Annotated in this window: 29 protein-coding genes; 12 read left to right on the forward strand and 17 right to left on the reverse strand. The window is 38.7% G+C overall.

All coding sequences use genetic code 11. The annotated features are described in order from the left end of the window. Positions 1-10: 10 nt before the first annotated feature. The 7 genes from ACFFHK_RS03465 to nudE form a co-directional block, all read right to left on the reverse strand. Positions 11-313, reverse strand: coding sequence for a nucleotidyltransferase family protein (locus tag ACFFHK_RS03465; protein WP_382369421.1), 303 nt, complete (start codon positions 311-313; stop codon positions 11-13). After that, on the reverse strand, positions 306-740 hold the full coding sequence (locus ACFFHK_RS03470) for a nucleotidyltransferase substrate binding protein (protein WP_382369424.1): 435 nt from the start codon (positions 738-740) through the stop codon (positions 306-308). Before ACFFHK_RS03470 ends, ACFFHK_RS03465 begins: the two co-directional genes overlap by 8 nt. An 80-nt stretch (positions 741-820) precedes the next feature. Further along, complete coding sequence (locus ACFFHK_RS03475; RefSeq protein ID WP_382369427.1) at positions 821-1,840, reverse strand: PDDEXK nuclease domain-containing protein; 1,020 nt, start codon at positions 1,838-1,840, stop codon at positions 821-823. 37 nt (positions 1,841-1,877) lie between these two features. Next, on the reverse strand, positions 1,878-2,588 hold the full coding sequence (gene pgl / locus ACFFHK_RS03480; RefSeq protein ID WP_382369430.1) for a 6-phosphogluconolactonase: 711 nt from the start codon (positions 2,586-2,588) through the stop codon (positions 1,878-1,880). A 1-nt stretch (position 2,589) separates the two neighbouring features. Beyond that, positions 2,590-4,089 carry a glucose-6-phosphate dehydrogenase gene (zwf, locus tag ACFFHK_RS03485; protein ID WP_382369433.1) on the reverse strand — a complete coding sequence of 500 codons (1,500 nt, stop codon included), beginning with the start codon at positions 4,087-4,089 and terminating at the stop codon, positions 2,590-2,592. Positions 4,090-4,194: 105 nt separating this feature from the next. Continuing rightward, entirely contained in the window at positions 4,195-5,019 is an 825-nt protein-coding gene (cysQ, locus tag ACFFHK_RS03490; protein ID WP_382369436.1) for a 3'(2'),5'-bisphosphate nucleotidase CysQ, read from the reverse strand. Positions 5,020-5,029: 10 nt separating this feature from the next. Beyond that, on the reverse strand, positions 5,030-5,572 hold the full coding sequence (gene nudE, locus ACFFHK_RS03495; RefSeq protein WP_382369439.1) for an ADP compounds hydrolase NudE: 543 nt from the start codon (positions 5,570-5,572) through the stop codon (positions 5,030-5,032). A 131-nt stretch (positions 5,573-5,703) separates the two neighbouring features. On the opposite strand from nudE, the gene hslR reads away from it, so the two are divergent. Next, positions 5,704-6,111 (forward strand): ribosome-associated heat shock protein Hsp15, encoded by a 408-nt coding sequence (hslR, locus tag ACFFHK_RS03500; RefSeq protein WP_382369442.1) that lies wholly within the window; start codon positions 5,704-5,706, stop codon positions 6,109-6,111. 6 nt (positions 6,112-6,117) lie between these two features. Continuing rightward, positions 6,118-6,606, forward strand: coding sequence for a transcription elongation factor GreB (gene greB / locus ACFFHK_RS03505; RefSeq protein ID WP_382369445.1), 489 nt, complete (start codon positions 6,118-6,120; stop codon positions 6,604-6,606). On the opposite strand, the gene ACFFHK_RS03510 is transcribed toward greB, so the two are convergent. The 5 genes from ACFFHK_RS03510 to ACFFHK_RS03530 form a co-directional block, all read right to left on the reverse strand. Then, the gene (locus ACFFHK_RS03510) at positions 6,601-7,035 is read right to left on the reverse strand and encodes a SoxR reducing system RseC family protein (protein WP_382369448.1); all 435 of its coding nucleotides are present in this window, start codon (positions 7,033-7,035) and stop codon (positions 6,601-6,603) included. The two genes, greB and ACFFHK_RS03510, sit on opposite strands and share 6 nt — an antisense overlap. Further along, on the reverse strand, positions 7,032-7,988 hold the full coding sequence (locus tag ACFFHK_RS03515; protein WP_382369451.1) for a MucB/RseB C-terminal domain-containing protein: 957 nt from the start codon (positions 7,986-7,988) through the stop codon (positions 7,032-7,034). The genes ACFFHK_RS03510 and ACFFHK_RS03515 overlap by 4 nt, the downstream gene beginning before the upstream one ends. Positions 7,989-8,100: 112 nt before the next feature. Next, positions 8,101-8,664, reverse strand: a complete 564-nt coding sequence (locus ACFFHK_RS03520; protein WP_382369454.1) for a sigma-E factor negative regulatory protein — start codon at positions 8,662-8,664, stop codon at positions 8,101-8,103. 23 nt (positions 8,665-8,687) lie between these two features. Continuing rightward, positions 8,688-9,263, reverse strand: coding sequence for an RNA polymerase sigma factor RpoE (rpoE, locus tag ACFFHK_RS03525; protein ID WP_382369457.1), 576 nt, complete (start codon positions 9,261-9,263; stop codon positions 8,688-8,690). Between the two features lie 135 nt (positions 9,264-9,398). Then, positions 9,399-9,650, reverse strand: a complete 252-nt coding sequence (locus tag ACFFHK_RS03530; RefSeq protein ID WP_382369460.1) for an FAD assembly factor SdhE — start codon at positions 9,648-9,650, stop codon at positions 9,399-9,401. Between the two features lie 145 nt (positions 9,651-9,795). Between ACFFHK_RS03530 and recO the strand changes: the two genes are divergently transcribed. The 6 genes from recO (at position 9,796) to murB (ending at position 16,595) form a co-directional block, all read left to right on the forward strand. Further along, positions 9,796-10,515: a DNA repair protein RecO gene (gene recO / locus ACFFHK_RS03535; RefSeq protein ID WP_382369937.1), complete on the forward strand. Its 720-nt coding sequence runs from the start codon at positions 9,796-9,798 to the stop codon at positions 10,513-10,515. A gap of 3 nt (positions 10,516-10,518) precedes the next feature. After that, positions 10,519-11,853 carry a 23S rRNA (uracil(1939)-C(5))-methyltransferase RlmD gene (rlmD, locus tag ACFFHK_RS03540; protein ID WP_382369463.1) on the forward strand — a complete coding sequence of 445 codons (1,335 nt, stop codon included), beginning with the start codon at positions 10,519-10,521 and terminating at the stop codon, positions 11,851-11,853. Positions 11,854-11,916: 63 nt separating this feature from the next. Then, positions 11,917-12,726, forward strand: coding sequence for an ADP-ribosylglycohydrolase family protein (locus ACFFHK_RS03545; RefSeq protein WP_382369466.1), 810 nt, complete (start codon positions 11,917-11,919; stop codon positions 12,724-12,726). 242 nt (positions 12,727-12,968) lie between these two features. Then, positions 12,969-15,194, forward strand: coding sequence for a GTP diphosphokinase (relA, locus tag ACFFHK_RS03550; protein WP_382369469.1), 2,226 nt, complete (start codon positions 12,969-12,971; stop codon positions 15,192-15,194). 9 nt (positions 15,195-15,203) lie between these two features. Continuing rightward, positions 15,204-15,560 carry a diacylglycerol kinase gene (locus tag ACFFHK_RS03555; RefSeq protein WP_382369472.1) on the forward strand — a complete coding sequence of 119 codons (357 nt, stop codon included), beginning with the start codon at positions 15,204-15,206 and terminating at the stop codon, positions 15,558-15,560. 3 nt (positions 15,561-15,563) lie between these two features. Beyond that, the gene (gene murB, locus ACFFHK_RS03560) at positions 15,564-16,595 is read left to right on the forward strand and encodes a UDP-N-acetylmuramate dehydrogenase (protein ID WP_382369475.1); all 1,032 of its coding nucleotides are present in this window, start codon (positions 15,564-15,566) and stop codon (positions 16,593-16,595) included. A 52-nt stretch (positions 16,596-16,647) separates the two neighbouring features. On the opposite strand, the gene ACFFHK_RS03565 is transcribed toward murB, so the two are convergent. The 3 genes from ACFFHK_RS03565 to rdgC all read right to left on the reverse strand — a co-directional run bounded on the left by ACFFHK_RS03565 (position 16,648) and on the right by rdgC (position 18,474). Continuing rightward, positions 16,648-17,289: a Fic family protein gene (locus ACFFHK_RS03565; RefSeq protein ID WP_382369478.1), complete on the reverse strand. Its 642-nt coding sequence runs from the start codon at positions 17,287-17,289 to the stop codon at positions 16,648-16,650. A 4-nt stretch (positions 17,290-17,293) separates the two neighbouring features. Next, a complete protein-coding gene (locus tag ACFFHK_RS03570; protein WP_382369481.1) occupies positions 17,294-17,476 on the reverse strand; it encodes an antitoxin VbhA family protein in 183 nt (60 codons plus the stop codon). Between the two features lie 92 nt (positions 17,477-17,568). Next, complete coding sequence (gene rdgC / locus ACFFHK_RS03575) at positions 17,569-18,474, reverse strand: recombination-associated protein RdgC (RefSeq protein WP_382369484.1); 906 nt, start codon at positions 18,472-18,474, stop codon at positions 17,569-17,571. A gap of 77 nt (positions 18,475-18,551) precedes the next feature. Here rdgC and proC point away from each other — a divergent pair, with 77 nt between their 5' ends. Both proC and ACFFHK_RS03585 read left to right on the forward strand, forming a co-directional pair. Next, positions 18,552-19,367 carry a pyrroline-5-carboxylate reductase gene (gene proC, locus ACFFHK_RS03580; RefSeq protein ID WP_382369487.1) on the forward strand — a complete coding sequence of 272 codons (816 nt, stop codon included), beginning with the start codon at positions 18,552-18,554 and terminating at the stop codon, positions 19,365-19,367. Continuing rightward, on the forward strand, positions 19,367-20,542 hold the full coding sequence (locus ACFFHK_RS03585; RefSeq protein WP_382369939.1) for a 3-phenylpropionate MFS transporter: 1,176 nt from the start codon (positions 19,367-19,369) through the stop codon (positions 20,540-20,542). Before proC ends, ACFFHK_RS03585 begins: the two co-directional genes overlap by 1 nt. Before the next feature lie 44 nt (positions 20,543-20,586). On the opposite strand, the gene xerD is transcribed toward ACFFHK_RS03585, so the two are convergent. After that, positions 20,587-21,480: a site-specific tyrosine recombinase XerD gene (gene xerD / locus ACFFHK_RS03590; RefSeq protein WP_382369490.1), complete on the reverse strand. Its 894-nt coding sequence runs from the start codon at positions 21,478-21,480 to the stop codon at positions 20,587-20,589. Positions 21,481-21,661: 181 nt separating this feature from the next. Here xerD and ACFFHK_RS03595 point away from each other — a divergent pair, with 181 nt between their 5' ends. Together ACFFHK_RS03595 and ACFFHK_RS03600 are read left to right on the forward strand one after the other, a co-directional pair. Beyond that, complete coding sequence (locus tag ACFFHK_RS03595; RefSeq protein WP_382369493.1) at positions 21,662-22,987, forward strand: sodium-dependent transporter; 1,326 nt, start codon at positions 21,662-21,664, stop codon at positions 22,985-22,987. Positions 22,988-23,249: 262 nt separating this feature from the next. After that, positions 23,250-24,239, forward strand: a complete 990-nt coding sequence (locus ACFFHK_RS03600; RefSeq protein WP_382369496.1) for an amidohydrolase family protein — start codon at positions 23,250-23,252, stop codon at positions 24,237-24,239. Between the two features lie 382 nt (positions 24,240-24,621). Here ACFFHK_RS03600 and ACFFHK_RS03605 read toward each other — a convergent pair whose 3' ends face one another. Next, the gene (locus tag ACFFHK_RS03605) at positions 24,622-25,815 is read right to left on the reverse strand and encodes a sugar efflux transporter (protein ID WP_382369499.1); all 1,194 of its coding nucleotides are present in this window, start codon (positions 25,813-25,815) and stop codon (positions 24,622-24,624) included. Position 25,816 lies beyond the last annotated feature (1 nt).

Here is a 25,816-nt window from a genome sequence, read left to right on the forward strand (position 1 = left end):
CATCTTTCGGTTATGCCTTAGCTTGGATAACCACATATTTCTGTGCAATAATTTTCTGAAATTCAGCAGAGGTTGCTGCCCAGTCCACCACATCTACCGTATAAGGCAAATCGCTGTCTGAAAATGCATTTTCAACATCGCATAATCGCCTTAATGAAAGTGGTGTGTCGCTCATTATTACTAAGTCAAGATCAGAAAACTGGCTTGCCGTACCTTTCACTCTTGAGCCAAATGCACGCACTTCATATTCAGGCAAAAAATCTTGCAATATTTGTTTTACTATTGCCAAATGTTGTGGCTGAATATCAAGCATATTTATTCCGTTGTATTAATTGTTCAAGCAAAAATTGAGTCGATTGTAAAAATGTACGCATTTGTTGATAAACTTCCTGTGCTTTATTTTGATCGTAAGTATGCGAAGTGATATTTCTTAACTTACGGTAAAATATCCAGTTTTCAACATTATCAATTAATCCTGCTTTAGCACTTGCTCGCAATATATCACGAAAATCAAGTGTATTAATTTCTTCGGGTGTTTCAGACATTAATTTTAATTGGCGTTTCAGCATTTTGATACTTAGTTCATAGACAAATTCAAACTTTTGAATTGAACCTGCTATTAATGTATCTTGCACAATAGCATCTTGCTCATTAAACCATTGCTTATCGGCAAGTTTACCCACTGTTGCAGACAGTGAAATTACCGCTTTTTCTAGGCTTGATATATCAAGTTGTGCCATTTTATTGCCTCAATAAAATTTATTAAAAAATCACCGCACTTTGTTGGATACCAAAAAAATCTGGTATTACCATCATTTTTCTAGCAATGATTTTGTTCAAAAATCATTTTTTGGTTTTCAATTTCTCGCACTAATTCTTCTTCAGTCGGCAAATATGCCATATATTTGCTGGCAAAAAGTTGCGAGCTATCGTTTAGTACCGAATATTTTGCCACCACACTATCGGTTTCGGTGCAAAGTAGCAAGCCGATAGTCGGATTATCATCAGGGCGTTTTTGCAAATCATCATACATTCGCACATACATATCCAATTGCCCAATATCTTGATGGGTCAATTTTTCTGTTTTCAATTCAACGATAACAAAGCATTTTAGAATGTAATTGTAAAAGACCAAATCAATAAAGAAATCAGAGGTTTCTGTACGAATACATTGTTGGCGAGCCACGAAAGCAAAGCCTTTGCCAAGCTCGAGCATAAATTGTTGCAGATTATCAATCAAGGCTTTTTCGAGCTCTGCTTCGGTATATGCCAAATTTGTCGGTAAATTCAAAAACTCCAACACAGTGGGCGATTTAATCAAATCACTCGCTTGCAGTGGGACAGATTTTTCCTGCATTTCCGCCTTGACGCTATGTTGATCCTGACTGGCAAGCAAGCGGTCGTAATATAACGTAGAAATATTGCGATCAAGGGTTCTGACTGACCAATTATTTTCAGCCGCTTCTTTGAGATAATAGAAGCGAGCCTGATCATTGGAGACCTTTAATGAACGTTGAAAATGCGACCAAGACAATTGTGCGAACACTGTTCGCACTTTTGGAAAATCAGGAAATAAAACATAGAATTGTCGCATTTCCCACAGGCTACGTTTACTAAATCCTTTACCAAACGCATTGGTTAACTCAGCAGAAAGGTTTTTAATAATCTCTTTACCATAAGCCGCACGGTCAGCACCATTTTGCTCTTCTAATACAATGCGTTCGCCAATTTTCCAATAGGCTTCGACCATTGCGGAATTGACCGCCGTGTAAGCCTGTTGACGTGCATTGGCGAGAATTTGCTTAATTTCTAAAAGATAACTGTTGCTTACCAAATTCATTATTAGCCCCGATAATCGCTCAAAAATAACCGCCCTTTTACAATAATGCCGCCGCTTCTTTATCCAAATACCACTCCGTTATGCCATTTTTGGCTTTAATTTTAGCCGCTGGGTATGGCAAGGTTTCGGCTGAGTTTTCGTGAATCTCTTTTAAGATTTCCGCTTTGCTTGCCCCTGTTACTAAATAGGTAATGCGTTTGGCTTTCTCAAGCAATGAAGCCGTTTTAGAAATACGCACTTGCCCTGTTTCAGGGTGTTTAGCAATCACCGCTACATTCGGATCAGCAAAGTTGGTTTGATGGGGGAAAAGCGAGGCGGTATGTCCGTCTGTTCCCATGCCTAAAATAATCCAATCAAATACAGGTAAGTTATCTTGCTTGCTTGGAATAGTTTGTAAATCTTGTTCGAAACGTGCTAATCCCTGTTCTGGTGATAATTCTCCATAAATACGATGGATATTTTCATTAGGCATTGCAATATGATCGAATAATAAACGTTGTACTTCACCATAATTGCTTTCTGCATCTGTTGGTGGGACACAGCGCTCGTCTCCCCACCAGAAATGGAGGTTTTGCCACTGAATCTCGGTGTTGTAAGGGGATTTTGCTAAGGCTTGGAATAGTAGCTTTGGCGTACTGCCACCAGATAAGGAAATATGGATAGCTCGACCTAGTTGGCTATAACGTTTAAATTCTTCGGCAATATGATTGACCGCTGCTTGAGCGGTCGCAAAAACTTGATAATTCATTTTATAGCTCACAATAGTTGGTATCAGTTAAGTTTTTACATGGAAAACGCCATTCTCGCTGACTTTGGCTCATTAATTTATCCGCTGCTTCAGGTCCCCAAGTACCGCACGCATAACCGTGAATTTTTGGTGTACCAGCTTTGTAATCTAAAATTGGTTGTACAAATTTCCAAGCGGCTTGTACTGCATCACTACGGGTAAATAAAGTGGCATCACCATTTAACGCATCTAATAACAAGCGTTCATAGGCAGAAAAAAGATGTCCTTCTGCAATAGAATCATAGTGGAAATCCATCGCAACTTCTTTTGCTTTAAAACCAGATCCAGGTTGTTTAAGCCCAAAACTCATTACGATACCTTCATCTGGTTGAACGCGGATAATTAATTTGTTTTCAGGGGCATTCATATTGAATACAGGGTGTGGGGTTTTCTTAAAGTGAATAACAATTTCAGTTACTCGTGTTGGCATACGTTTACCACTACGCACATAGAACGGCACGCCACTCCAACGCCAGTTGTCAATATTTAAACGTAATGCGACATAAGTTTCCGTACGAGATTGCGGATCAACCCCTTTCTCTTCGCGATAACCAGGTAATTCTACGCCACGTACCATTGAGCGAGTATATTGCCCTAAGACAAGATTTTCTTCGAGTGTTTCTGGGGTGAGTGGGTGTAGACTTTGTAATACTTTCACCACTTCATCGCGCATCGATTTTGCATTGATCACTGCAGGGCTTTCCATTGCCACTAAGGCTAACACTTGTAATAAATGGTTTTGGAACATATCGCGCATTGCCCCAGAACCATCATAGTAGCCACCACGCTCTTCAACACCGAGTGCTTCAGCGCCAGTAATTTCAACATAATCAATATAATTTCGATTCCAGAGTGGTTCAAATAGACCATTAGAAAAACGTAATACTAAGAGATTTTGTACGGTTTCTTTACCGAGATAATGATCGATGCGATAAATCTGATGTTCTGCAAATGATTGGTGGATTTTATTATCTAGATCAATGGAAGATTGCAAATCATACCCAAATGGTTTTTCAACAATTAATCGTTTCCAACCCTCAGATTCATCATTTAAATTGTGGGCAGCCAAACACTCAGGAATGACACCGTATAAACTTGGTGGGGTAGATAAGTAATATAAAACATTGTGTTGGCAATTATGGCGGAAATTGAGTTCTGTTAAGCGATTTTTAATTTTGGCATAATCATTGACATTTTGGGTATCAATCGCTTGATAATAGATGTGCTGTAAAAAGGCTTCTAAAATGCCTTCATTTACTTTTTCATTTTCAATTAAACTTTGACGAAGTTTATCGCGGAAAGCATTATCGCTGTATTCAGTACGGCTCACGCCTAAAATCGCAAAATCATCTGCAAGTTGTTCATTTTCAAAGAGTTGATATAGCGCTGGGATCAGTTTGCGATGCGTAAGATCACCTGATGCACCAAATATAACAATGCTATTATTTTCTGGTTTCTGCATAATTATTAGTTCCTACCTATAACGATGTTGGAGTTCTTTTTATTGTCTATCATCTTACGGATAAATTTCATTATGACTAATCGGTTTTACCTAAAGTAATGATAACTAGGGGCTGTAGATGTTTTGTTGTAATAAAATTTGTTGCCAATCCCATTGGCGATCGCCAACCATAATAAAATGCGGATTGACGAAAGTTTCACGTTGATTATATGTAAGTGGTTGTTGTTTTAAGGTAAAAATATCACCACCACTCTCTTGGAGAATAAGTTCTGCTGCTGCAGTATCCCATTCCCCAGTATCACCTAATCGAATATAACAATCACACTGTTGGCGTGCAACGAGGGTACTCTTTAAACCACTTGAACCATAAGTGAGAAATTGATAATGAAATTTCGGGTTGAGCTGAGCTAATACTTTATTTTTATTGGTGCTTTTACCAATGGCAATCGTGATCGGACGATCAGGAGAAAACGAATGCTGGCTGTTAAGTGAGGAAATAGTGTCTCCCTGACGGAAAAAAGCCCCTTGCCCTTTCACAGCATAAAATGTTTGATTTAACACAGGCGCATGAATAATACCAATGACGGGGCGTTGTTGTTCAACTAAGGCAATCAAGACAGAAAATTGATCAGTGCGATCGATGAATTGTTGTGTACCATCTAAGGGATCGATTAGCCAGTAGCGTTGCCAATTTTGTCTTTCAGCAAGAGGGATTGCGCAGTTTTCTTCGGATAATACAGGAATGCTGGGATCAAGTTCAGTTAGTGCTTGAATCAAATAACGGCTGACTGCAAGATCGGCTTCGGTAACAGGCGTTTCATCAGCTTTTATTTTGATATTCACTTTTTGCTGATAAAATGTTTTCAGTTGATCACCTGCTTGATAAGCGATTTGTAATGCTTGTTCGAGTAATGTGGATAAGGATTGCATATTGCCCTCATTAACGTTGCGTCAAATATTGTTTTAATAAAAATAATGCGGAGAGATTACGAGCCTCATTAAATGTAGGATCCTCTAGAAGTTTATCAATTTTTGCTAATGGATAACGTACAAGCTGTAAAGGTTCAGGTTCATCACCCTCTAAACGGCTTGGATAAAGCGATTCAGCAAGCAGAATGTGCATTGGATTATTCATATAACCTGGTGAATTAATTACTGTTCTTAATAAGGTAAATTTTTCTGCGCCAAAACCGATTTCTTCTTGTAACTCTCGGTTTGCACTTTGTTCGGGTGTTTCGCCTATTTCCATTAAGCCTTTTGGAAAGCCCAGTTCGTACTGTTCTGTACCTACTGCATATTCATAGGTTAAGAGGAGATTTTGTTGCTCATCAAGTGCCAAAACCATTACTGCACTACGAGAAGCGGGTTTGAAACGCTCATAAGTACGTAATGCTCCATTAGAAAAACGTAAATCAACTGATTGAATTTCAAATAGGCGTGATTTCGCTGCTACGTTGACCGCTAAAATATCGGGTTTTTGCATAAAAAAGAACTCCTGCACGATTTTTTTGTTGTGATAATTACAGTGCTGTGTTTTACAAAAAACGAGAGTAACGATACCATAATTATTGCAATTATTCGAACGCTTGGTCGGCAAAATTTATCGGAGAATAGATGAGAAAAGAGAAACAACAAGAAGAACAGGAAGCCTATCGCTTGGATAAATGGCTGTGGGCAGCACGATTCTATAAAACACGTACCTTAGCCAGAGAAATGGTTGATGGTGGTAAAGTCCATTATAACGGTCAACGGACAAAACCGAGTAAAGAAGTAGAAATTGGTGCGATGATCAAATTAAGACAAGGTAATGATGAAAAAGAGATAGAAATATTAGCGTTATCGAATCAACGCAAAGCGGCGCCATTAGCTCAACTGCTTTATCGAGAAACAGAAGAGAGTATTAAAAAACGAGAACAACTGGCGTGGGCGAGAAAAGCCAATGCGTTATCGATGCCAAATCCAGAAAGACGACCAAATAAAAAAGAGCGTCGAGATCTCCTGAAATTTAAATATCAACAGTAATTATCTATGGCGAAATCAAATTACATTACGCGAGCTGGTTGGAACAGCTTAGATCAAGAATTGAAATATTTATGGAAAGTAGAGCGTCCGCAAGTTACTCAGGCAGTATCTGATGCAGCGGCATTAGGTGATCGTAGTGAAAATGCTGAGTATATTTACGGCAAACGGCGGTTGCGTGAAATTGATCGGCGCGTACGTTTCTTAACGAAGCGTTTAGAAGTGTTGCAAATTGTGGATTATCACCCTCGCCAAGAAGGGAAAGTATTTTTTGGAGCATGGGTTGAGTTAGAAACAGAAGATGGCGAAAACAAGCAATACCGAATTGTAGGCTGTGATGAATTTGATCCTGCTAAAAATTGGATTTCGATTGATTCTCCTGTGGCGAGAGCATTAATTGGCAAAAGTGTAGACGATGAGGTCAGCGTTGAAACCCCAGCGGGTAAAGTGATGTTATATGTGAATAAAATTTGGTATGAGAAGAGTGGCGGATTATAAAATCCGCTCAATCAGATACGGTTGATATTTTTGCTGTTGTTGTAAACGGTGATTAATCACTTTCACGACCACAAAGGCACAGGCAGTAGAAAAAACAGTAAAGAGAATATTTTGCCACTCTTGAGTAAAACAATAATTCCCAACGAATACACTAATAATTAAGACCATTAATGGTAGCGTATAGCCGATGAGAGCGAGTTTTAATAATGATTGTTCTGGCAGTCCAATTTCTACAATTTCACCAATTTGCATTGGACGTGAGCAAGGAAAGGTAAATTGGTATTTGGTTGATTTTCCTGTTAACTCAGACAATGCGGCGGTGCCACAATTTGTTTTGGAGGCACAGCCGCCACAACTTTGATTGGCTTGGCACTCGACCGTAACTTTGCCATTTTGATAAGCAATGACAATGGCTTGTTCTGTTATCATTGTGCAACCTCTTTAAATTTCACATCTTGTACGATACGGCGCGCGGTGGTGAGTGGAATTTGCCCTACGAGAACAACCGTTTTGCCATTAATGACTTCTGCATAAAGTGTATCAATGCCCTGTCGCCATGCCTGATTAATTGGCATTTCATTTTGATCAAGCAAATAGAGGGAAAAGGTAAATAAACCATCACTATAAAGTTGTGTTTGTGTAGATGGCGATAAGCCATCAGAATGGAATTTAATTAATTTAAACCCTTTGGGTACCCAAGAGGGTTGCCATTGGTAGTTTGTGGTATTAGGACTATAAATGGTAATTTCTGGAGGTTGTCTTAATTGAGTTGCGGTATCAATTAAGGTTTGTGGATTAGCGAGTTCGTCTAATGTAATGACTTTAAATTGTGAGAGGATTTCTCCATTACGATCAGTGATTTCACCGCGTAAAGGTAAATGGCTTTGTTCGTCGATCCAAACGGTATACGCATAACGAAATTCATCTTTTGGTATCAGTTTAATGACATTAGCAATGCGGTTAGCAACACGATTTTTGCCAAATGGTATGAAGTCATAATATTGGGTAAGTTGAGAAAAGTCGCTATAAACAATATTAGGCAGAGAGTCGATCATGTTATTGCTGCGAATACTGAAAGGCGCATAATTGGCTGAAAAGTAACTAATTGTGTTTTCTTTCTGCCAAATCTCTGTTCTCGGTCCATCTAAATAAAGGAGCTGGGCATAATGATTTTGTTGTTGATCACTTGCATGGCGATAACTTAAGGCATAACTCTCATTTTCTTCACTGTAAGTAAATGTCATCACATAATTTTGTTGTTGAAACGCATCTTTCATTTGAATGAGATGATCGACAGGGGATTCCTGTGTATTAGCAAAAATAGGAAAAGCACTACTACTAATAAGTAAGATAATAAGTGAGTGAAGTAACTTTTTAGCCATTGGTGAACCTATAATGTTTGATAATAATAATGTTTATTAAATAGATTGTATGACAAAAACAACGCCACCACCAAAATAAGGTGGTGGTGGGGGATTGTTGATGGAGGATAAATTATTCCGCTTTTGGATCGGAGTATAAACGGCGTTGTAATTGATAATTTTGCAGGATTTCATTTAACCGTTTATTTTGTTGCTCAAGTTGTTCTTTGCTTGGCACATTTTTATGTGAAACGTTATAGCTTACTTCTTGAACAGATTGAGTAAATGGTAATGTTTGAAGTGCAGGAGAAATCGTCGTATCACCATTTTTATCTTTATTTAAATTTTGGATACTAAATACAGCAATTAAACAAACACTTGCTGCTACAGCTGTTTGTAAAATTGGGGCAAAATATTTTTTCGTTTTAGCAAAAAGAGATGGGTTAGGAAGCTCAACTTTTTCTGGCAATGGTTGTTCTTGTAATTGGATTGCTGGTTCATCTTCGATTAATTTCGCCATTTTTTCAGTAAAAGAGGAATCCAATATCGCACTACTTTCATTACGTATTACAGCACGGGCTAGATGTAAAGTAGACCAACTTTTTTGTAATGTTGGATCTTGGCAAAGTGTATCAAGGAAGTCTTGACTGACTTTTTCACCATCTATATAAGCTGAAAGTTGTTCTTTGTGTTGCATAATTTTCCACCCTTTCATTTATCCTAATATTTCATCAATGGCGCTAATTGGTTTTCAATGAATTCTCGTGCTCTAAAAATTCTCGATCTCACTGTACCAACAGGACAATCCATTATCTCGGCAATCTCTTCGTAACTCAAGCCTTCAAGTTCACGTAATGTAATAGCAGTTTTTAACTCATCGGGAAGAGAATCAATCGTTTTAAACACAATTTCTTTTAACTCATCTGATAAGGTTAAATTTTCTGGGGTATCAATATTACGTAATCTTGAACCTATTTCGTAACTTTCTGCATCTTCCGCTAATACATCTTCTGTTGGAGGTCGTCTACCTTGCGACATCAGATAATTTTTCGCAGTATTCACGGCGATGCGATAAACCCATGTATAAAAAGCGCTTTCTCCACGAAACGATTCTAAAGATCGGTAAACTTTAATAAACGTTTCTTGAACAACATCAGGAATATCATTTGCTGATACATAACGTGTTAACAAGCCTGCGACTTTATTTTGATAACGAGCGACCAACAAATTAAACGCTTTTTTATCACCTTGCTGCGCTTTTTCAACTAAATTTTGGTCTGTTAGTTCTTCACTCATGTAAGTGAAATCTCCATTAATTCATTTAATCTAACAGCTTCCTTGTTGTTACAGCAAGAAATGCACCGAAGCGTTAGAGTTCGATTTTTGCTAAAAGTTCAAAAAATTTTAATAAATTTTTGCTGATTAAGCAGATCAAAATGAGGATAGTTTCTGTTTTATCAAGTCAACCATCGCTTGTAGTGGTTGAGTTGGCGCTTTTTCTTGATTCATTAACCAACGAAAGAGCTGGGGATCGGTATAGGTTAACAGTTCAATAAAGGTGTCTTTTTGCTCTTCAGATAAGTGATCAAATACATTTTGATAAAATGGCATAATCATTTTATCAAGTTCTAACATACCGCGACGGCAGTCCCATTCAATACGTAATTTATTATATTGTTTCATCTTGATGTCTATTTATTGTTTGAATTACTTGGGCGTTATCTTATCAATTTTTACTAAGGATAATGAAGAAGAATTAGTAGAGAATTATGATTGTTTGTTAGAATAATCGTATTTTTCAGTAAAGGCAGCGCATGAGAGGTGGCTTATCGACAGTTGGCAAAGGGGATTCGTCTTACATCGCCGAGAATATAGCGAAACCAGTTTATTAGTAGATGTCTTTACGGAAAGTTATGGTTGTCTAACCTTATTGGCTAAAGGGGCGAGAGCAAAACGTTCGCCATTAAAAAGTCTTTTGCAGCCCTTTACCCCGTTGTTATTGCGTTGGAGTGGTCGCGGACAACTAAAAATCCTAACGAAAGCGGAAGCCATTTCGGTTACCTTGCCAATGAAAACGGTCGCTTTATATAGTGGCTTTTATGTGAACGAATTAGTAGCAAGAACATTAGAACATGAAACAGCGTATCCTGAGTTATTTGAAGAATATTTGCGCTGTTTAACAGGATTGGCAACACATGGCGATCAAGTGGAAGCTGTTTTGCGCCGTTTTGAATTTATGCTACTGAAATCGCTGGGATATGGGGTTGATTTTGAGCATTGTGCAGGGAGTGGTGAACAGGTAACTGCTCAGATGACTTATCAATATCGTGAAGAAAAAGGCTTTATTGCTTCATTATTACGCAATAATTTAACCTTCTATGGTCGAGATTTACTCGCTTTTGCCAAATTAGAATTTACCGACAAAGAGACGCTACAAGCAGCAAAGCGTTTTACTCGTTTGGCATTAAAACCTTATTTAGGTAATAAGCCATTGAAAAGTCGAGAATTATTCCAACAACATTTAACTATTTTATATCCTAACGAATGAATTATGGTTCTGTTTTATCGTACGCCAACAAAGACAACAGTAAAAAGAAAACAGCAAATTGCCACCATTGAGGCACTTGATTATCAAGGACTTGGCATTGCTAAATTGAATGGTAAAACGTGGTTTATTGAGAATGCGTTGCCAGACGAAAACGTGCAGTTTGAGATAAAAGAAGAGAAACGCCAATACGGGATTGGTAAAGCTATAAAATGGCAAAATCGTTCTCCGCTTAGACAAGATCCGCGTTGTCCTTGGTATGCGCAGTGCGGTGGTTGTCAGATGCAACATATTCATATTGATACCCAACGTACCGCAAAACAAGCAGCATTATTGCGCCAATTACATAAAATCGCCCCAGATTTGCAAATTAAACCAATGATTGCCGATAATGAATGGGCATATCGCCGTCGTGCGAGAATAAGCTTGGATTTTTCTCATGAGAGCAAAACTATTCAATTTGGTTTTCGCCAGCAACAGAGCAATCAATTAGTTGAAATTGATCACTGTGCTGTGTTAGTACCACAGTTATCACAACTTTTATCGCCATTACGGCAGTTATTTCAACAATGGCAACAACCGAAGCAGTTAGGACATATTGAATTGGTCGCGGCAGATAATGGGGTTGCAATGTTATTGCGTCATTTAGGGGAACTTTCTGCACAGGATATGGCTCAGCTAATGGCGTTTGCGGAAAAGTATTCGGTAATGCTGTTTATTAGTACAACAGAAAATGAAATTATTGCGAAGACAACACAATCACCTTATTACCAACTGGGTGAAATCAAGCTCTATTTTGATGTGCGAGACTTTATTCAAGTCAATCCAACAATCAATCAACATATGGTTGCAACGGCATTAGAATGGTTGGAATTAACCGTAGAAGATCGCGTATTAGATCTGTTCTGTGGCATGGGCAATTTTAGTTTACCTTTAGCGAAGCAAGCCGCTCATGTTGTTGGTATTGAAGGCGTGGCAGAAATGGTAGTAAAAGCAACCGCCAACGCCGCACAAAATGGTCTGCAAAATGTGAGTTTTTACCAAACAGATTTAGCCGCCTCTTTTGCGGATAAAGCATGGGCACAAGAAAAATTTAATAAAGTGTTGCTTGATCCACCGCGTGCTGGGGCATTATTTGCCTTAGACCATATCATTGAATTACAACCTGAAAAAATGCTTTATGTGTCTTGCAGTCCTGCAACATTAGTGCGTGATGCGACGATTTTGGTGGACAATGGCTATCGTTTAGTGAAATGTGCCATGATTGATATGTTTCCACAAACGGGGCATATCGAAACAATGGTTTTGCTGTCAAAAACAGTTAATTCGTCATCATATTGATGATGTTAATTTTCTTATTACGTGTTGAATGATAACGTTATAAAGATAACTAAGGAGAAAGAGATGTTAGGGGCAATTATTGGTGATATTGTTGGCTCTCGTTTTGAATGGAATAATCATAGAAGTAAGGTGTTTGAACTCTTTACTGCTAAGTGTTTTCCAACCGATGATAGCATTATGAGTCTTGCGATTGCACAGGCAATATTGGTCAGTAAGCCTGATTATAGCGATCTGTCAGAAAACACTGTTACCTATATGCAAAGCATAGGAAGACATTATCCAAATTGTGGATATGGCGGTAGTTTTTATGGTTGGATTTTTACGGATAACCCACAGCCATATAACAGTTATGGCAATGGCGCCGCAATGAGAGTTAGTGCAGCGGGTATTGTTGCTAATAGCCTTGAAGAAGCAAAGCTGCTTTCACGATTGGTTACCGAGGTGAGCCATAATCACCCAGAAGGAATAAAAGGCGCCGAGGCAACGGCAGTTGCGATTTATCTTGCTAAAACAGGAACGCCTCTCTTGGCGATCAAAGAATATATTCATCAGCACTACTACCCGATGGATTTTACATTAGATGAAATTCGCGAGACATATCAGTTCAATGAAACCTGCCAAGAAACGGTACCGCAAGCGTTGCAAGCATTTTTTGAGTCAACTTGTTTTGAAGATGCGATAAGAAATGCAATATCCATTGGGGGAGATAGTGATACCGTAGCAGCAATCTGTGGTGGCGTTGCCGAAGCATATTATGGTATTCCGACCAATATAAGAGAACAGGCATTAACTTTTTTAGACCAAAGATTACTAAAATTATTAATATTATTTGAAAATAAATATCCGCCAGTAATAGAGAAAAAAGAGAAATAGTAAATGAATTCGTTATCGGGAACGAAACATCAGGAATTATTCAGTGTCTATATTAGACGCGTTTATGACAAGGATATTATCTGTTGTGAGAATATCAGTTTTTACAGTAGTATATTTGCAGTGATAAGGATTTGAATGTAAGAAATTTTTCTATGTTTATCGTATAACCGCGCTATGAGAACAAATATTATTATTTAGCGTTGCTGAAAATTTAGACACAATCAAAATACAGGAACAGGAAGATGGTTGCAGTAAGAGAAACACATTTAAAAGATTTAAACGGTTTTGTTTTTGATGAATGGCTAAATACATTGGCAATCACGCCACGTGCTAAAACTGCCCTGACGGAAGCTTGGCAATACCTCCAGCCGAAAGTTGAACATACAGAATATGCGAAAGATATTCTTTCTAGCAGTGTCGAAATGGTTTCTATCCTGACAGAATTAAATATGGACGATAGTACCTTAGTTGCAGCCTTTTTCTTCCCATTTGTTGAAAATGAAATCCTTTCTTTAGCAGAGCTTGGCGAAACATTTAATAAAACGATTGAACGTTTAGTGCGAGGCGTATTTGAGATGGATAATATCCGCCAACTGAATACCCATCGAGGGGCGGATAGTGTGCAAATTGATAATATTCGCCGTATGTTGTTGGCGATGGTGGACGATTTCCGCTGTGTTGTGATCAAGTTAGCTGAGCGCATTACTTTCTTGCGCACTGCGGATAGTCGGGTGAGTGAGGAAGATAAAGTCCTTGCAGCGAAAGAGTGTTCCAACATTTATGCCCCTTTGGCAAATCGTTTAGGTATTGGGCAATTAAAATGGGAGCTGGAGGATTACTGCTTCCGTTACTTACACCCTGCGCAATACCGTCATATTGCTAATCAATTACATGAACGCCGTCTAGATCGCGAACAATATATCCAAGATTTTGTACAAGAGTTAACAGGCTATTTGCAAGAAAGTATTTGTGATGTGGAAGTGTATGGGCGACCAAAACATATTTATAGTATTTGGCGCAAAATGCAGAAAAAAAATCTCGCGTTTGGCGATCTCTATGATGTACGAGCAGTGCGGGTGATCGTGCAAAAATTGCAGGATTGTTATGCCGCATTGGGTATCGTACATACACACTTTAAACATCTTCCTAAAGAGTTTGATGATTACATTGCCAACCCTAAACCTAATGGATATCAATCGATCCATACGGTGGTTTTAGGGCAAGGTGGCAAGCCGATTGAAGTACAAATTCGTACGCAAAAAATGCACGATGATGCGGAGTTAGGCGTCGCGGCACACTGGAAATATAAAGAGGGTGCTGGTGCAGGACGAAGCGGTTATGAAGAGAAGATTGCGTGGCTGCGTAAATTGTTAGCGTGGCAAGATGATTTAGCGGATTCTGGTGAAGTATTGGCAGAAATGCGTAGCCAGGTCTTTGATGATCGGGTGTATGTGTTTACGCCGAAAGGTGAAGTGATTGACTTACCAACTGGTTCAACCCCATTGGATTTTGCCTATTCGATTCATAGTGAAATTGGTCATCGTTGTATTGGGGCAAAAGTGGCAGGAAGAATAGTGCCATTTACCTATCAATTACAGATGGGCGACCAGATTGAAATCATCACACAAAAAAATCCAAACCCAAGTCGAGATTGGCTTAACCCAAATTTAGGCTTTGTGCATACGGCACGGGCAAGAGCGAAGATTCATGCGTGGTTCAAAAAATTAGATCGAGATAAAAATATTCCAGCTGGGCGAGAAATGCTCGAAAGCGAGATGAATCGTATTGGATTGACGCAAAAACAAATCGAACAATATGCCCTACCTCGCTATAACTTACGTAATTTAGAGGATCTCTATGCGGGAATTGGTGGTGGCGATATTAAATTAAATCAACTGATTAATTTTCTGCAAAGTAAGTTATTAAAACCCTCAGTTGAAGAGATTGATGAAGAAATACTAAAACACATCTCAAATAAATCAGCTAATCACAGCCAACAACAAAAAGAGAAGAAAAAAGGGCAAGTGATCGTTGAAGGTGTAGGGAATTTAATGCATCATATCGCGCGTTGCTGTCAGCCGATTCCAGGTGATGATATTGTCGGTTATATTACGCAAGGGCGAGGCATTTCCATTCACCGTTCCGATTGTGAACAATTAGCAGAATTACAAGCGGCGAATCCTGAGCGAGTGGTGGAAGCGTTATGGGGAGATAGTTATTCTTGTGGTGTTCATGTGGGCATTCGGATTATTTCTAGCGACCGTAATGGTTTATTGCGAGATATTACGACTGTATTAGCCAATGAAAAGGTAAGTGTTTTAGGGGTCAGTAGCCGCAGTGATACCAAACGGCAAATCGCAACGATTGATATGCAGATTGAACTGAACAATGTGCAAATGTTAAGTAAGATTCTCTCAAGATTAGCAAAATTAGATGATGTGATCGAAGCAAAACGGATCACCAATTAAAGGATAGATATGCAGAAATATACTGGGTTAACGCACTTCTTTAAAGCAGCGAAATATTCAATGCAAGGTTTGCGTGCCGCATTTAAATACGAAGCTGCGTTTCGCCATGAGGTTGGCGCGGCAATTATTTTAATTCCTCTCGCGTTTGTTCTAGGCAAAAGCAAAATTGAGATTGCTTTAATGGTCGTTTCCGTGTTGATGGTATTTGCGATTGAACTGTTGAATAGTGGTTTAGAGGCTATCGTTGATCGTGTGGGCAAAGAGTATCACGAACTTTCTGGACGGGCGAAAGATCTCGGTTCAGCAGCAGTGTTTGTGGCAATGGTAACTTGTGGATTAGTTTGGTTGATTATTTTACTTGGATAAATTATGCAGGATCTTGGTACGCATTTACAACCTTATCATACCTTTGGCATTGCAGCACAAGCGCAACAAATTCTACAAATCGATCAAGTTGAAGAGCTCTGTCAGGTTTGGCAAGAGAAGCAACAACAGCAAATTCCACTCTTATTATTAGGCGAAGGCAGTAATGTGCTATTTGTTGAAGATTTTGCAGGCGTAGTGTTATTAAATCGCTTGCGAGGCATTGAATATCAACAAGACGATAAATATCACTATTTTCACGTCAAAGCAGGGGAAAATTGGCATCAATTTGTGCAAGCTTGCGTTGCAAAAAATATTGGTGGACTCGAAAATCTGGCATTAATCCCTGGGTGCGTGGGCTCAGCTCCAGTACAAAATATCGGCGCTTATGGCGTTGAGTTAAAAGATATTTGCCACTCTGTTGAGGTGGTGGAATTAGCAACGGGCAAACAGTTTACTTTAAGTCGTTCGCAATGTGAGTTTGGTTACCGAGAAAGCGTCTTTAAACATCGTTATGCCAACGGATATGCTGTTATTGCGGTGAATTTTAAACTTGCTAAACAGTGGCAACCTGTGTTGAGTTATGGCAATTTGTCCCAGCTTGCAGCAGATACCGTTACACCACTGGAAGTTTTTCAAGCAGTATGCCAAACTCGCCAAAGTAAATTACCTGATCCAAAAGAGATTGGCAGTGCAGGTAGTTTCTTTAAAAATCCTGTGATTTCGGCAGCAGTATTTCAATCTTTATTCGCACAATATCCAACAATCCCACATTATCCGCAACCTGATGGCAATATAAAACTGGCTGCGGGTTGGCTAATTGATCAATGCAGTTTGAAAGGTTATCAGATCGGCGGGGCAGCCGTACACGAAAAACAAGCTTTAGTCATCATTAATAAACAGAATGCTACTGGTCAAGATGTAGTGGCATTAGCACACTATATTTGTCAATGTGTAGCGGAGAAATTTGCGGTGCAGTTATCTCCAGAAGTCCGTTTTATTGGTAAATATGGGGAAGTAGCATTCAATAGGAAATGATGGTTAGGGAATAGCGAACGCTCACAAAAACCTAACTGTATAAATGAATTTTCTATAATTTTGTGAGTAAATCAGAAATGAGAGATTGCAGTGGTTTATATTGTTTGTGAGCTAGAATAGCCTTATTTTCGTCTTGTAATCTTTCAACTAAAGTAGGATCGGTTGATTTTGCAATAGCTATATTGTTTACTTCATAATCTCGACCTAGATAGAGTTCATTCTGCTTGGCTTTTGACCAGTCTAGTTTGTAGCCGCACTCTTCAGATAATAGACGAGTAAATTCCCTTAATGTTCTGCTATTACCATCAGGAAATGGGTGAATATAATCTAGTTGCTGATATAAGTTAGTAATTTCTTTTGCAAAATCCGCTTTATTTAATCTTTTTAACTTATTCATATCAATACTGTTTAATAGTTTTTTTAATGTGAGAATATCTTCTGTAGTCATTCTGCTGTAAGAAACCAATATTTTCCCAAACCCTTTATAATTACGTTCTTTTTGCCAATGTTTTCCGTGAATGACTTCATCTCTGAATTTTCCCGCAATATCGGAACTATCTTGAAAAATATATGCATTAATCTTTGTCAAATGCGTTAAATTAAATTTACCTTTAATCGGAGTATTAGATAATTCACGGATTCTTACAAAAGATCTTATTTCTTTCTTTTTGTGATCAGTATCATATGGATTCATAAATTTAATTACTATTAATGGTTTTTAATAGTTTATTTGTATATTCTTGGCTTGTTAGTTTTCCTTGAATATACTCTTCAGAAATAGCTAAGAGTTGATCAGATAAATAAATTCCCTCTAATCCGACACTTGCTTTCGCATACTCAACCTCGTTACGTCTTTTGATTTTTTCTTGCTCAGTAATCATATTTACTCCAATTATTATTAAAATGATGGCACGACTATCTTTAATATTAATGCGATAACTAGAAAGAATACAGTAAAAGTAGATGATTATCTCTAATTAATCTGCCTTTCCCCTAGCAACTCAATTAAATTTTGCATAAATAGCGAGACTTCCCCAGTCATTAATACAAAATCGGCATCAAAGCGTTGGGCGACATCTTCTTTCAGAATATCATCATTTTTTTCTTTCACAACATCGGCAAATTTAACCCGTTTCAATGACGCATCTTCATTTAGTACAAATGAGAAATGATTTTCCCACTCTAGCGCTAATTTTGTTACCACTTTGCCAGCAGTTAAATGCCCTTGAATATCTTGTTCATAGAGATCTTGATTTTTACAGCGGATACTTGAGCCAGTATCTAAATCTTTAAATTCGCCCTCTTCTAAACAGGTCAGCCATTGTGGCAATTCATCGTTAAGTAACCAGTTGGTCATAGTAATAGGTAATTCTTTTGCAAAAGCAAATGGGATCACAGGCAGCGAACCGAGTGATTTTCTTAATAATGCTAAAACATCTTCTGCTCGCTTGCTGGAAGCGGCATCGATATAAATTAAGTCATTGGCACTATCAATCCATAATGCGGTACGTTGATGGCGACTAAATGCACGGGTTAATAAGGTTGCCACGACATCATCTTTTAACGCTTGTTTCTCGCTTTTCTTGAGTTTTCGTTGTTGTGCGGCTTCTAATGCTTGTACGCGATTATCTAATGCTTCTTTCACCACATTGCTGGGTAAAATTTTCTCTTCCCGATGGGCAACTAACAGAATTTGCCCACCAACACTAAAATGCAGTAGCTCACTTTCGTTTAATGGTGCTTGCCAACCAAATTTGCTTTGATCACTCGAACCACAAGGCGTGAATTGATGTTGCGCTAGATTATTTTGTAAAGCGTCTAATGACCAATCTAGTTTTTTAGTTAAACGGTAAACCAGAATATTTTTGAACCAGTACATAGGCGTTTCCTTTTGTTTGTATTATTATACGCTGCAGACAGCGGAAGCTATTGTAACTTGATTAAGAGAGAAATCCTATGCAACAGAAAAAGATTGCGTTTATTGGTGGCGGTAATATGGCGAGTGCCATTGTGTTTGGTTTACTAGCAAAGGGGTATGTGGCAGAAAATATTCGCGTTTGTGAACATAATCCAGATAAGCACCATGCGTTTAATGAGCGAGGGGTTTTTACTACGTTGAGTGCAACAGAAGCGATACCATATGCTGATGTGATTTTATTGGCAGTAAAGCCGCAAAATATGGAAGAGGCGTGCCAAGCATTTGCTCATCTTGATTTGAGCAATAAATGGATTATTTCGATTGCTGCGGGGATTTCTGTCAGTGCATTGCAACGTTTTTTACCAACCGCAACCCAATTTGTGCGTGTGATGCCAAATACCCCCGCGTTAATTTCTAAAGGTATGTCAGGATTATTTGCCACAAGTAGTGTAACGCCAGAATTTAAACGCTATGCGTCAGATCTCTTTGCCGCAGTAGGGCAAGTGTGTTGGGTAGAAAACGAAGCAGATATTAATACCATTATTGCGGCATCAGGCAGTAGTCCTGCTTATTTTTTCTTATTTATGGAAAGTATGCAAAAAGCCTTGCTTGAGATGGGATTAACCGAGCAGCAAGCACGTTTATTAGTGCAACAATCCGCGTTAGGCGCAGCGGAAATGGTGATTGCGAATCCACAAACTGAACTGGAAATATTAAGGCAACAAGTTACTTCAAAAGGTGGTACAACGGCTGCGGCGATTAATGTGTTCCAACAACAAAATCTTGAAGCAACCGTGAAGCAAGCAATGCAAGCAGCGATTGAGCGTGCAGAAGAAATGGAGAAATTATTTTGATTAAAATCCGTTCAGAGTATTGGTTAGTTCTGAATTATCTTGGTTACTTTTGTGCTTATGGTGTGTTTATGCCATTAATGCCAGTTTGGCTACAAGCACAATCCTATTCTGATGAAAACATTGCTTTATTATTAGCGTTTGCATATTTATTTCGCTTTTTTGGTGGGCTCTTTTTTTCGAGTCGGATTAAAGATACCGCTTATTTGCCAACATTATTACGCTATTTAGCCTTTGGTTCAGCCGTGATGATTTTGGCAATGGGAATGAGTGCGACACAATGGCATTCATTCTTATTCATTTTTATTTTGTTTAGCCTATTTAGTGTACTAAATGGCGCGGGAATGCCTTTACAAGATAGCCTAGCAAGCATTTGGCATCGACAAATTGGTTTAGATTATGGGCGAGTTAGGCTAACAGGATCATTAGGATTTGTGGTTGGAGTTGTTTGTTTTGGTAGCCTTATCAGTTATTTGGGGAATCATTCGATTATTTGGGTGTTAGCTGCCTTGTTAGTTGTTTATACATTGTTGCATTTACCTGCACCTACCATTTTACCTCAATCCACCATCACACAAGCGGCACGCCAGACAGTTAGCTATCGAGCGTTATTAAAAGAACCCAATACCTTGCGTTTATTGGTTGCAGCTTCATTAATACAAGGATCGCATGGTGCTTATTATGCCTATGGTACGCTTTATTGGCTCTCACAAGGAATAACGATTCAAACCACCAGTTGGTTATGGGGGATTTCGGTAGTCGCAGAAGTCGTATTATTTTTCTTTGCTTCTAAGTTATTTAAACATTGGAATATTACAGCTTTATTTTTCTTAAGTATCACTGCTGCCATTATTCGTTGGTGTTGTTTCCCGTTAATGACAGGGTTTGTACAACTTGCGATTTTACAGACGCTTCATGCGTTAACTTATGCAGTCGCCCATTTTGCTACCGTGCGTTATATCGCATCACAGCCAGATAGCCATATTGCGAAATTACAAGCTTTGTATAATGGGCTAAGCAGTTGTATTGCAGTTGCATTATTCACTGCTTTATCTGGTACGTTATATGCTTATTCACCAAGCTATGCTTTCTGGGGAATGGCTGTGATGGTGGGGCTTGCGTTTTTATTTTTACCAAGCAGTCTCAGGAGTAATATCAAAGCTATTCGTACTCCTTAATTCGTTATCAGTAAAATTTCATTTATTCATCTGGAGCAAAACGTTTATCCACGAGGGTGGTAATGGGCATGGAGTTGCTTCAAGCGCTCTTTTGCAACGTGTGTGTAAATTTGCGTAGTAGAAAGATCGCTATGTCCCAGCAACATCTGCACGACTCGCAAATCTGCCCCGTGATTGACGAGGTGAGTGGCAAAAGCATGACGTAATACGTGCGGCGATAATTTATCGGTATCAATATTGGCTCGGGTGGCGTAGTGTTTAATGCGATGCCAAAACGTTTGTCGAGTCATTAAGGTACCACGACGACTGGGGAATAAAATATCACTACTTTGCCCAGATAAGAGTGTTGTACGACCATACAAAATAAATTGTTGTATCCAATAGCTAGCTTCTTCGCCCATTGGTACTAGCCGTTCTTTATCCGCCTTGCCGATAATCCGCACTACACCTTGCTGTAAATTAATATTATCTGTCGTCAAGGTTACTAATTCTGTTACCCGTAATCCTGTTGCATAGAGTAACTCCAACATCGCTTTATCACGTAATTCTAATGGATCCTCTGTCGCAGGCGTATTTAATAAATCCGTTACTTGACTTTCTGTTAAATATTTTGGCAAACGTGCAGGGAGTTTTGGGGAAGAAAGTAAGGCGCAAGGATTATCTGCACGATATTTTTCCTGATAGAGATACTGAAATAATTTGCGCAATGAACTGAGCATTCGTGCGTAACTGGTTGCTTTATAACCCTGTTCTAGTCGTTCGCCAAGAAATGATTGAAGATCCAAATATTGCACCTGTTGTAAATTGGACTGCTGTTGTTCCAGCCATTGGCTAAAAAACTTTAAATCAGAGCGATAACTCGCAATAGTGTTTTGCGATAAATTCTTGCTTAACCAAAGGTCATCAAGGAAAAGATTGATCAAAGTACTGTCTTTCATTGTTATTTATTTTAATTCAAGAGTGATCGGGTATAATGTGCCACATTTTTTCGGCAAAGTTGAAACTCTAGCGCCTTTATAACATAACTGCAAGTCAATAGGCGTATAAAAAGGTGTGCTATCATCATTTGCCAGTTTGTTATTTTTTCAATTTTTATATTTATATTTTGAGGATTATTTTATGGTGCGTTCACAATGGGGATCACGCTTAGGTTTTATTTTGGCTTCAGCAGGATCAGCAATCGGTCTTGGAGCAGTATGGAAATTCCCCTATGTAACAGCGACACAAGGTGGTGGTGCTTTTTTATTAATCTATTTACTGATTTGTTTAACGTTAGGTTTAATTTTAATGTCTACTGAAATGGCGATTGGACGAGCAACACATTTAGGACCAATAGGCGCATTTCGTAAATTAGGTAATAAAAAATGGGCAATTATAGGGATAATGGGCGTATTAGTTGCCTTTTTTATTCTCTCTTTTTACAGTGTGGTTGGTGGCTGGACAGTGGCGTATTTAGTCAAATCATTAACAGGAAATATTGCCAGCTCAACGGATCCAACAATGAACGAGAGCTTGTTTACTGATTTTATTACCAACCCTTGGCAGCCGTTAATTTACCACTTCATCTTTGGTTTTCTTACCTTATTCACCGTTGTTTCTGGTGTGGAGAAAGGCATTGAACGTATTTCAAAATATTTAATGCCAGTTTTATTAATTTTAATGCTGGTTTTGATTGGTCGAGCAGTATCTTTACCTGGAGCGATTGAGGGAATTAAATTTTTCTTGTTACCTGATTTTAGCAAAATTAGTGGTACTACGTGGTTAGAAGCCTTAGGTTTGGCTTTTTTCTCCTTATCATTGGGCATTGGCATTATGATTACCTATGGCTCCTATGTGGGGCCAGAGGCGAAGTTAGTGAGTTCTTCGGTATGGGTGATTTTATTGACACTATTAACTTGCGTTTTATCTGGTTTAATGGTGTTGCCAGCCGTATTTGCCTTTGGTTTTGCACCAGGTGCAGGACCAGGGCTAACCTTTATTACTATGCCAGCCGTATTTGCAAGTATGCCATTTGGGCATTGGTTAGCGAGTTTATTTTTTGCCTTATTATTGGTTGCGGCGCTAACGTCTTCCATCTCGTTACTGGAAGTATTAGTGAGTTTCTTAATTGACGAATTTAACATGCACCGCCTGAAAGCAGGCATCATTTCCTTTGCCTTGTTCTTTTTATTAGGTATTGCAGCGTCATTGTCATTAGGAGATTGGCAGCAGTATACGATTTTTGGCTATAACATTTTTGATGCATTAGATAAATTAACGCAAAATATTTTAATGCCGTTAGGTGAAATATTTTTAACGCTGTTTGTCGCTTGGTGGCGTTGGGATAAAATCAAATGCCAGTTAGGGACAACAAATACTGTTTTGATTGCTGGATTACGCGTTTTGTTAGGTGTGGTGATTCCTGTGATTATTTTTATCATCTTCTTACAAGGCGTGATTGGTTAAAAATAATTCGATTAAAACGGTTGAGTTTTACTTGAATAGTCTTTATACTGCGCCTCCAGTGCTTACACTGGAAAGATAAAAGATGCAAAGTTATTCAACAAACAGTTTGGAACAAGCGAGTTACTCACAGGGAGTAAAATCTAGCCCATTATTGTTTGTTATTTATTTTGAAAATCCTCATTATTGAGGATTTTTTTTTGCCTGCAATTTACCTTCCAGCGTCTGTTGTTACGTGAATTAACTCAAAACTGGAGCAAACTCAATGAACCATATTCGTACGTTTAAAGCCTATGTGCGTGATGAAATTATTAAAAAAGGCGGTTGGGTCAATTCTCATGCACACGCTGATCGTGCATTTACCATGACCCCTGAAAAAATGCACATTTATCACAATAGTAATTTGCAGCAAAAATGGGATTTGGTTGATGAAGTGAAACGCAGTTCTTCTGTTGAAGATTATTATGCACGTTTTAGCCAAGCGATTGAGTTAATGATTGCCCAGGGGGTAACCGCATTTGGCACCTTTGTTGATATTGATCCCATTTGTGAAGATCGTGCGATTATTGCCGCGCATAAAGCACGAGAAGTTTATAAGAATGACATCGTTTTAAAATTTGCCAATCAAACCTTAAAAGGGGTCATTGATCCTGTGGCAAAATACTGGTTTGATCTTGGTTCAGAAATGGTGGATATCATTGGTGGGTTGCCATATCGAGATGAATTAGATTATGGCAAAGGATTAGAAGCTATGGATATCTTAATGGATAAAGCGAAATCACTCGGCAAAATGTTACACGTCCATGTCGATCAATTTAATACACCACGCGAAAAAGAAACAGAGCAGCTTTGTGATAAATCGATTGAACATGGAATGCAAGGGCGTGTTGTGGCAATTCATGGGATTTCGATTGGTGCGCATTCAAGAGAATATCGTTATCAGCTGTATGAAAAAATGCGTCAAGCGAAGATGATGATGATTGCTTGTCCAATGGCGTGGATCGACAGTAACCGTAAAGAAGATTTAATGCCGTTCCATAATGCATTAACCCCAGCAGATGAAATGATCCCAGAGGGAATCACTGTAGCGATTGGTACAGATAATATCTGTGATTATATGGTGCCATTATGTGAGGGCGATATGTGGCAAGAACTCAGCTTATTATCCGCAGGCTGTCGTTTCCCACATTTAGAAGCGATGGTTGATATTGCCAGCGTGAATGGTAGAAAAGTATTAGGATTGGATCCTTATTAATATTTGGTGGGAGTGGAGGAGATTTCTCTTGGGAGTTTCAGGCTGTGGCAAATCTAGATTTAAGTAAGAGTTTGATAAAATAATCAATGGGTTCCCTTGTGCCTTGCCCGAATGTAGGAAAGATTTTTAGGCAAAAAACGTCTAATTTTTCTGAGCCGTGCGAAGAAAAATATCAGTTTTTTGCCGCCCGAAAAATCTTGACGGAATGAGGAAATAGCAAGGCACTAGGGCGTGCTTTTTTTTGCCCACTTTTCTTTGCACGAGCAAAAAAAAGTGGGGCGCCCTTTAGGGCGAAACCTAAATCTTAATTTAAGTGAAAAATAATCCAAAAAATTAATAAATATAACTTTATCAATAAACTGAGATTCCAATCTAAAAATTCTTAAACACTCCTCACTTTCCATAAACAAAAAAGTGAAATAAAGGTTAAAACCGAACAAAAATAAAACGTATCATAATAGCTATAAATATCACCAATTAACCCAGCAATAGGTCCGCCTAGAATCCAGCTACTTTTTGCACTATTGGTAAATAATGTGGTGGCTGAGCCTAACTGTGTTGGCATAAGATCTTGAAAATAGGTGAGTCCAATCGTGGCTAAAATACCAATTAAAATCGCATTTAATAGTTGTAAACAAATTAACCCCCATATTGATGTGGTGATTAATAACAAAGGATAGAACACAATCCCACAGAGTAATGCACAGAGCATTAAATGTTTTTTTGCAACAAATTTACTTAACCACCCAGCTAGCAGCATTACAGGAATTTCTAGTCCAGCAGCCGTTCCCATTAGAACCCCCGCTAAATTTTCTGGTAAATGGAGTTGTGTTGTAATGTATAACGGCATATTAATCAAATACATACTATTACAACTAAAAATAAAGATTAATGCTAAGGCTAGATAAATCACGGAGCGCTTATTTTGTTGTGGCGCTTGTGGCAATGTTGTGGTTTTCGCGGTTTTTCTTTGCTCGCTGAGTTTTGGTAAGAGAAAACGTGCAAAAGCGCCACTCAACAAAAAAGTCGCAGCCCCTAATAAAAAAAGGAATGTGAAGCCTTTATTGATGGCTAACCAAAACGCTAATGGCGGACCAATAATCCAAGCTAAGGAAATTTGTGCGCGCATAATAGACATGAACATCACGGCTTGCCGTTGTTTACGGTCGGCATACTCACGCGCGAACGCAAAAATTTGTGGATTTGAGGCAGAACCTAAACCAAATAGGGTTACTGCCAACGTGAGTAATAGCCAGTAATTACGGCTATACGCAAAAATCACGTAACCCCCTGCCGCGAGGATACAGCAGAATAAAATCAGAGAACGCCGATCGCTTAGTCGATCAGAAAAATAACCGATCCATTGTCCCAATATGATACCGACCAACGCATTCACAGCAAAAAAGGTCCCAACCAAAAATGAAGAAACTTGAACCTCTTTGGCTAAAAACAGGCTTAGTACGGGTAATTGAAAAGCAGAGCCAATCCCTGTTAGAAAGGCAATAAACAGAAATGCAAAGGTTACTTTTTTTAGCGAAGTCGGGGAGTTTGTCGCAACTGAAGTGGATTTAAGCATA

This window comes from Gallibacterium trehalosifermentans, from assembly GCF_042433055.1.
GTDB lineage: Bacteria > Pseudomonadota > Gammaproteobacteria > Enterobacterales > Pasteurellaceae > Gallibacterium > Gallibacterium trehalosifermentans.

What these genes read in the sequence shown, in the direction of transcription:
- ACFFHK_RS03465 (WP_382369421.1), bottom strand. Translation starts at nt 313, where the DNA reads ATGCTTGATATTCAGCCACAACATTTGGCAATAGTAAAACAAATATTG.
- ACFFHK_RS03470 (WP_382369424.1), bottom strand. Translation starts at nt 740, where the DNA reads ATGGCACAACTTGATATATCAAGCCTAGAAAAAGCGGTAATTTCACTG.
- ACFFHK_RS03475 (WP_382369427.1), bottom strand. Translation starts at nt 1,840, where the DNA reads ATGAATTTGGTAAGCAACAGTTATCTTTTAGAAATTAAGCAAATTCTC.
- pgl (WP_382369430.1), bottom strand. Translation starts at nt 2,588, where the DNA reads ATGAATTATCAAGTTTTTGCGACCGCTCAAGCAGCGGTCAATCATATT.
- zwf (WP_382369433.1), bottom strand. Translation starts at nt 4,089, where the DNA reads ATGCAGAAACCAGAAAATAATAGCATTGTTATATTTGGTGCATCAGGT.
- cysQ (WP_382369436.1), bottom strand. Translation starts at nt 5,019, where the DNA reads ATGCAATCCTTATCCACATTACTCGAACAAGCATTACAAATCGCTTAT.
- nudE (WP_382369439.1), bottom strand. Translation starts at nt 5,572, where the DNA reads ATGCAAAAACCCGATATTTTAGCGGTCAACGTAGCAGCGAAATCACGC.
- hslR (WP_382369442.1), top strand. Translation starts at nt 5,704, where the DNA reads ATGAGAAAAGAGAAACAACAAGAAGAACAGGAAGCCTATCGCTTGGAT.
- greB (WP_382369445.1), top strand. Translation starts at nt 6,118, where the DNA reads ATGGCGAAATCAAATTACATTACGCGAGCTGGTTGGAACAGCTTAGAT.
- ACFFHK_RS03510 (WP_382369448.1), bottom strand. Translation starts at nt 7,035, where the DNA reads ATGATAACAGAACAAGCCATTGTCATTGCTTATCAAAATGGCAAAGTT.
- ACFFHK_RS03515 (WP_382369451.1), bottom strand. Translation starts at nt 7,988, where the DNA reads ATGGCTAAAAAGTTACTTCACTCACTTATTATCTTACTTATTAGTAGT.
- ACFFHK_RS03520 (WP_382369454.1), bottom strand. Translation starts at nt 8,664, where the DNA reads ATGCAACACAAAGAACAACTTTCAGCTTATATAGATGGTGAAAAAGTC.
- rpoE (WP_382369457.1), bottom strand. Translation starts at nt 9,263, where the DNA reads ATGAGTGAAGAACTAACAGACCAAAATTTAGTTGAAAAAGCGCAGCAA.
- ACFFHK_RS03530 (WP_382369460.1), bottom strand. Translation starts at nt 9,650, where the DNA reads ATGAAACAATATAATAAATTACGTATTGAATGGGACTGCCGTCGCGGT.
- rlmD (WP_382369463.1), top strand. Translation starts at nt 10,519, where the DNA reads ATGGTTCTGTTTTATCGTACGCCAACAAAGACAACAGTAAAAAGAAAA.
- ACFFHK_RS03545 (WP_382369466.1), top strand. Translation starts at nt 11,917, where the DNA reads ATGTTAGGGGCAATTATTGGTGATATTGTTGGCTCTCGTTTTGAATGG.
- relA (WP_382369469.1), top strand. Translation starts at nt 12,969, where the DNA reads ATGGTTGCAGTAAGAGAAACACATTTAAAAGATTTAAACGGTTTTGTT.
- ACFFHK_RS03555 (WP_382369472.1), top strand. Translation starts at nt 15,204, where the DNA reads ATGCAGAAATATACTGGGTTAACGCACTTCTTTAAAGCAGCGAAATAT.
- murB (WP_382369475.1), top strand. Translation starts at nt 15,564, where the DNA reads ATGCAGGATCTTGGTACGCATTTACAACCTTATCATACCTTTGGCATT.
- ACFFHK_RS03565 (WP_382369478.1), bottom strand. Translation starts at nt 17,289, where the DNA reads ATGAATCCATATGATACTGATCACAAAAAGAAAGAAATAAGATCTTTT.
- ACFFHK_RS03570 (WP_382369481.1), bottom strand. Translation starts at nt 17,476, where the DNA reads ATGATTACTGAGCAAGAAAAAATCAAAAGACGTAACGAGGTTGAGTAT.
- rdgC (WP_382369484.1), bottom strand. Translation starts at nt 18,474, where the DNA reads ATGTACTGGTTCAAAAATATTCTGGTTTACCGTTTAACTAAAAAACTA.
- proC (WP_382369487.1), top strand. Translation starts at nt 18,552, where the DNA reads ATGCAACAGAAAAAGATTGCGTTTATTGGTGGCGGTAATATGGCGAGT.
- xerD (WP_382369490.1), bottom strand. Translation starts at nt 21,480, where the DNA reads ATGAAAGACAGTACTTTGATCAATCTTTTCCTTGATGACCTTTGGTTA.
- ACFFHK_RS03595 (WP_382369493.1), top strand. Translation starts at nt 21,662, where the DNA reads ATGGTGCGTTCACAATGGGGATCACGCTTAGGTTTTATTTTGGCTTCA.
- ACFFHK_RS03600 (WP_382369496.1), top strand. Translation starts at nt 23,250, where the DNA reads ATGAACCATATTCGTACGTTTAAAGCCTATGTGCGTGATGAAATTATT.
- ACFFHK_RS03605 (WP_382369499.1), bottom strand. Translation starts at nt 25,815, where the DNA reads ATGCTTAAATCCACTTCAGTTGCGACAAACTCCCCGACTTCGCTAAAA.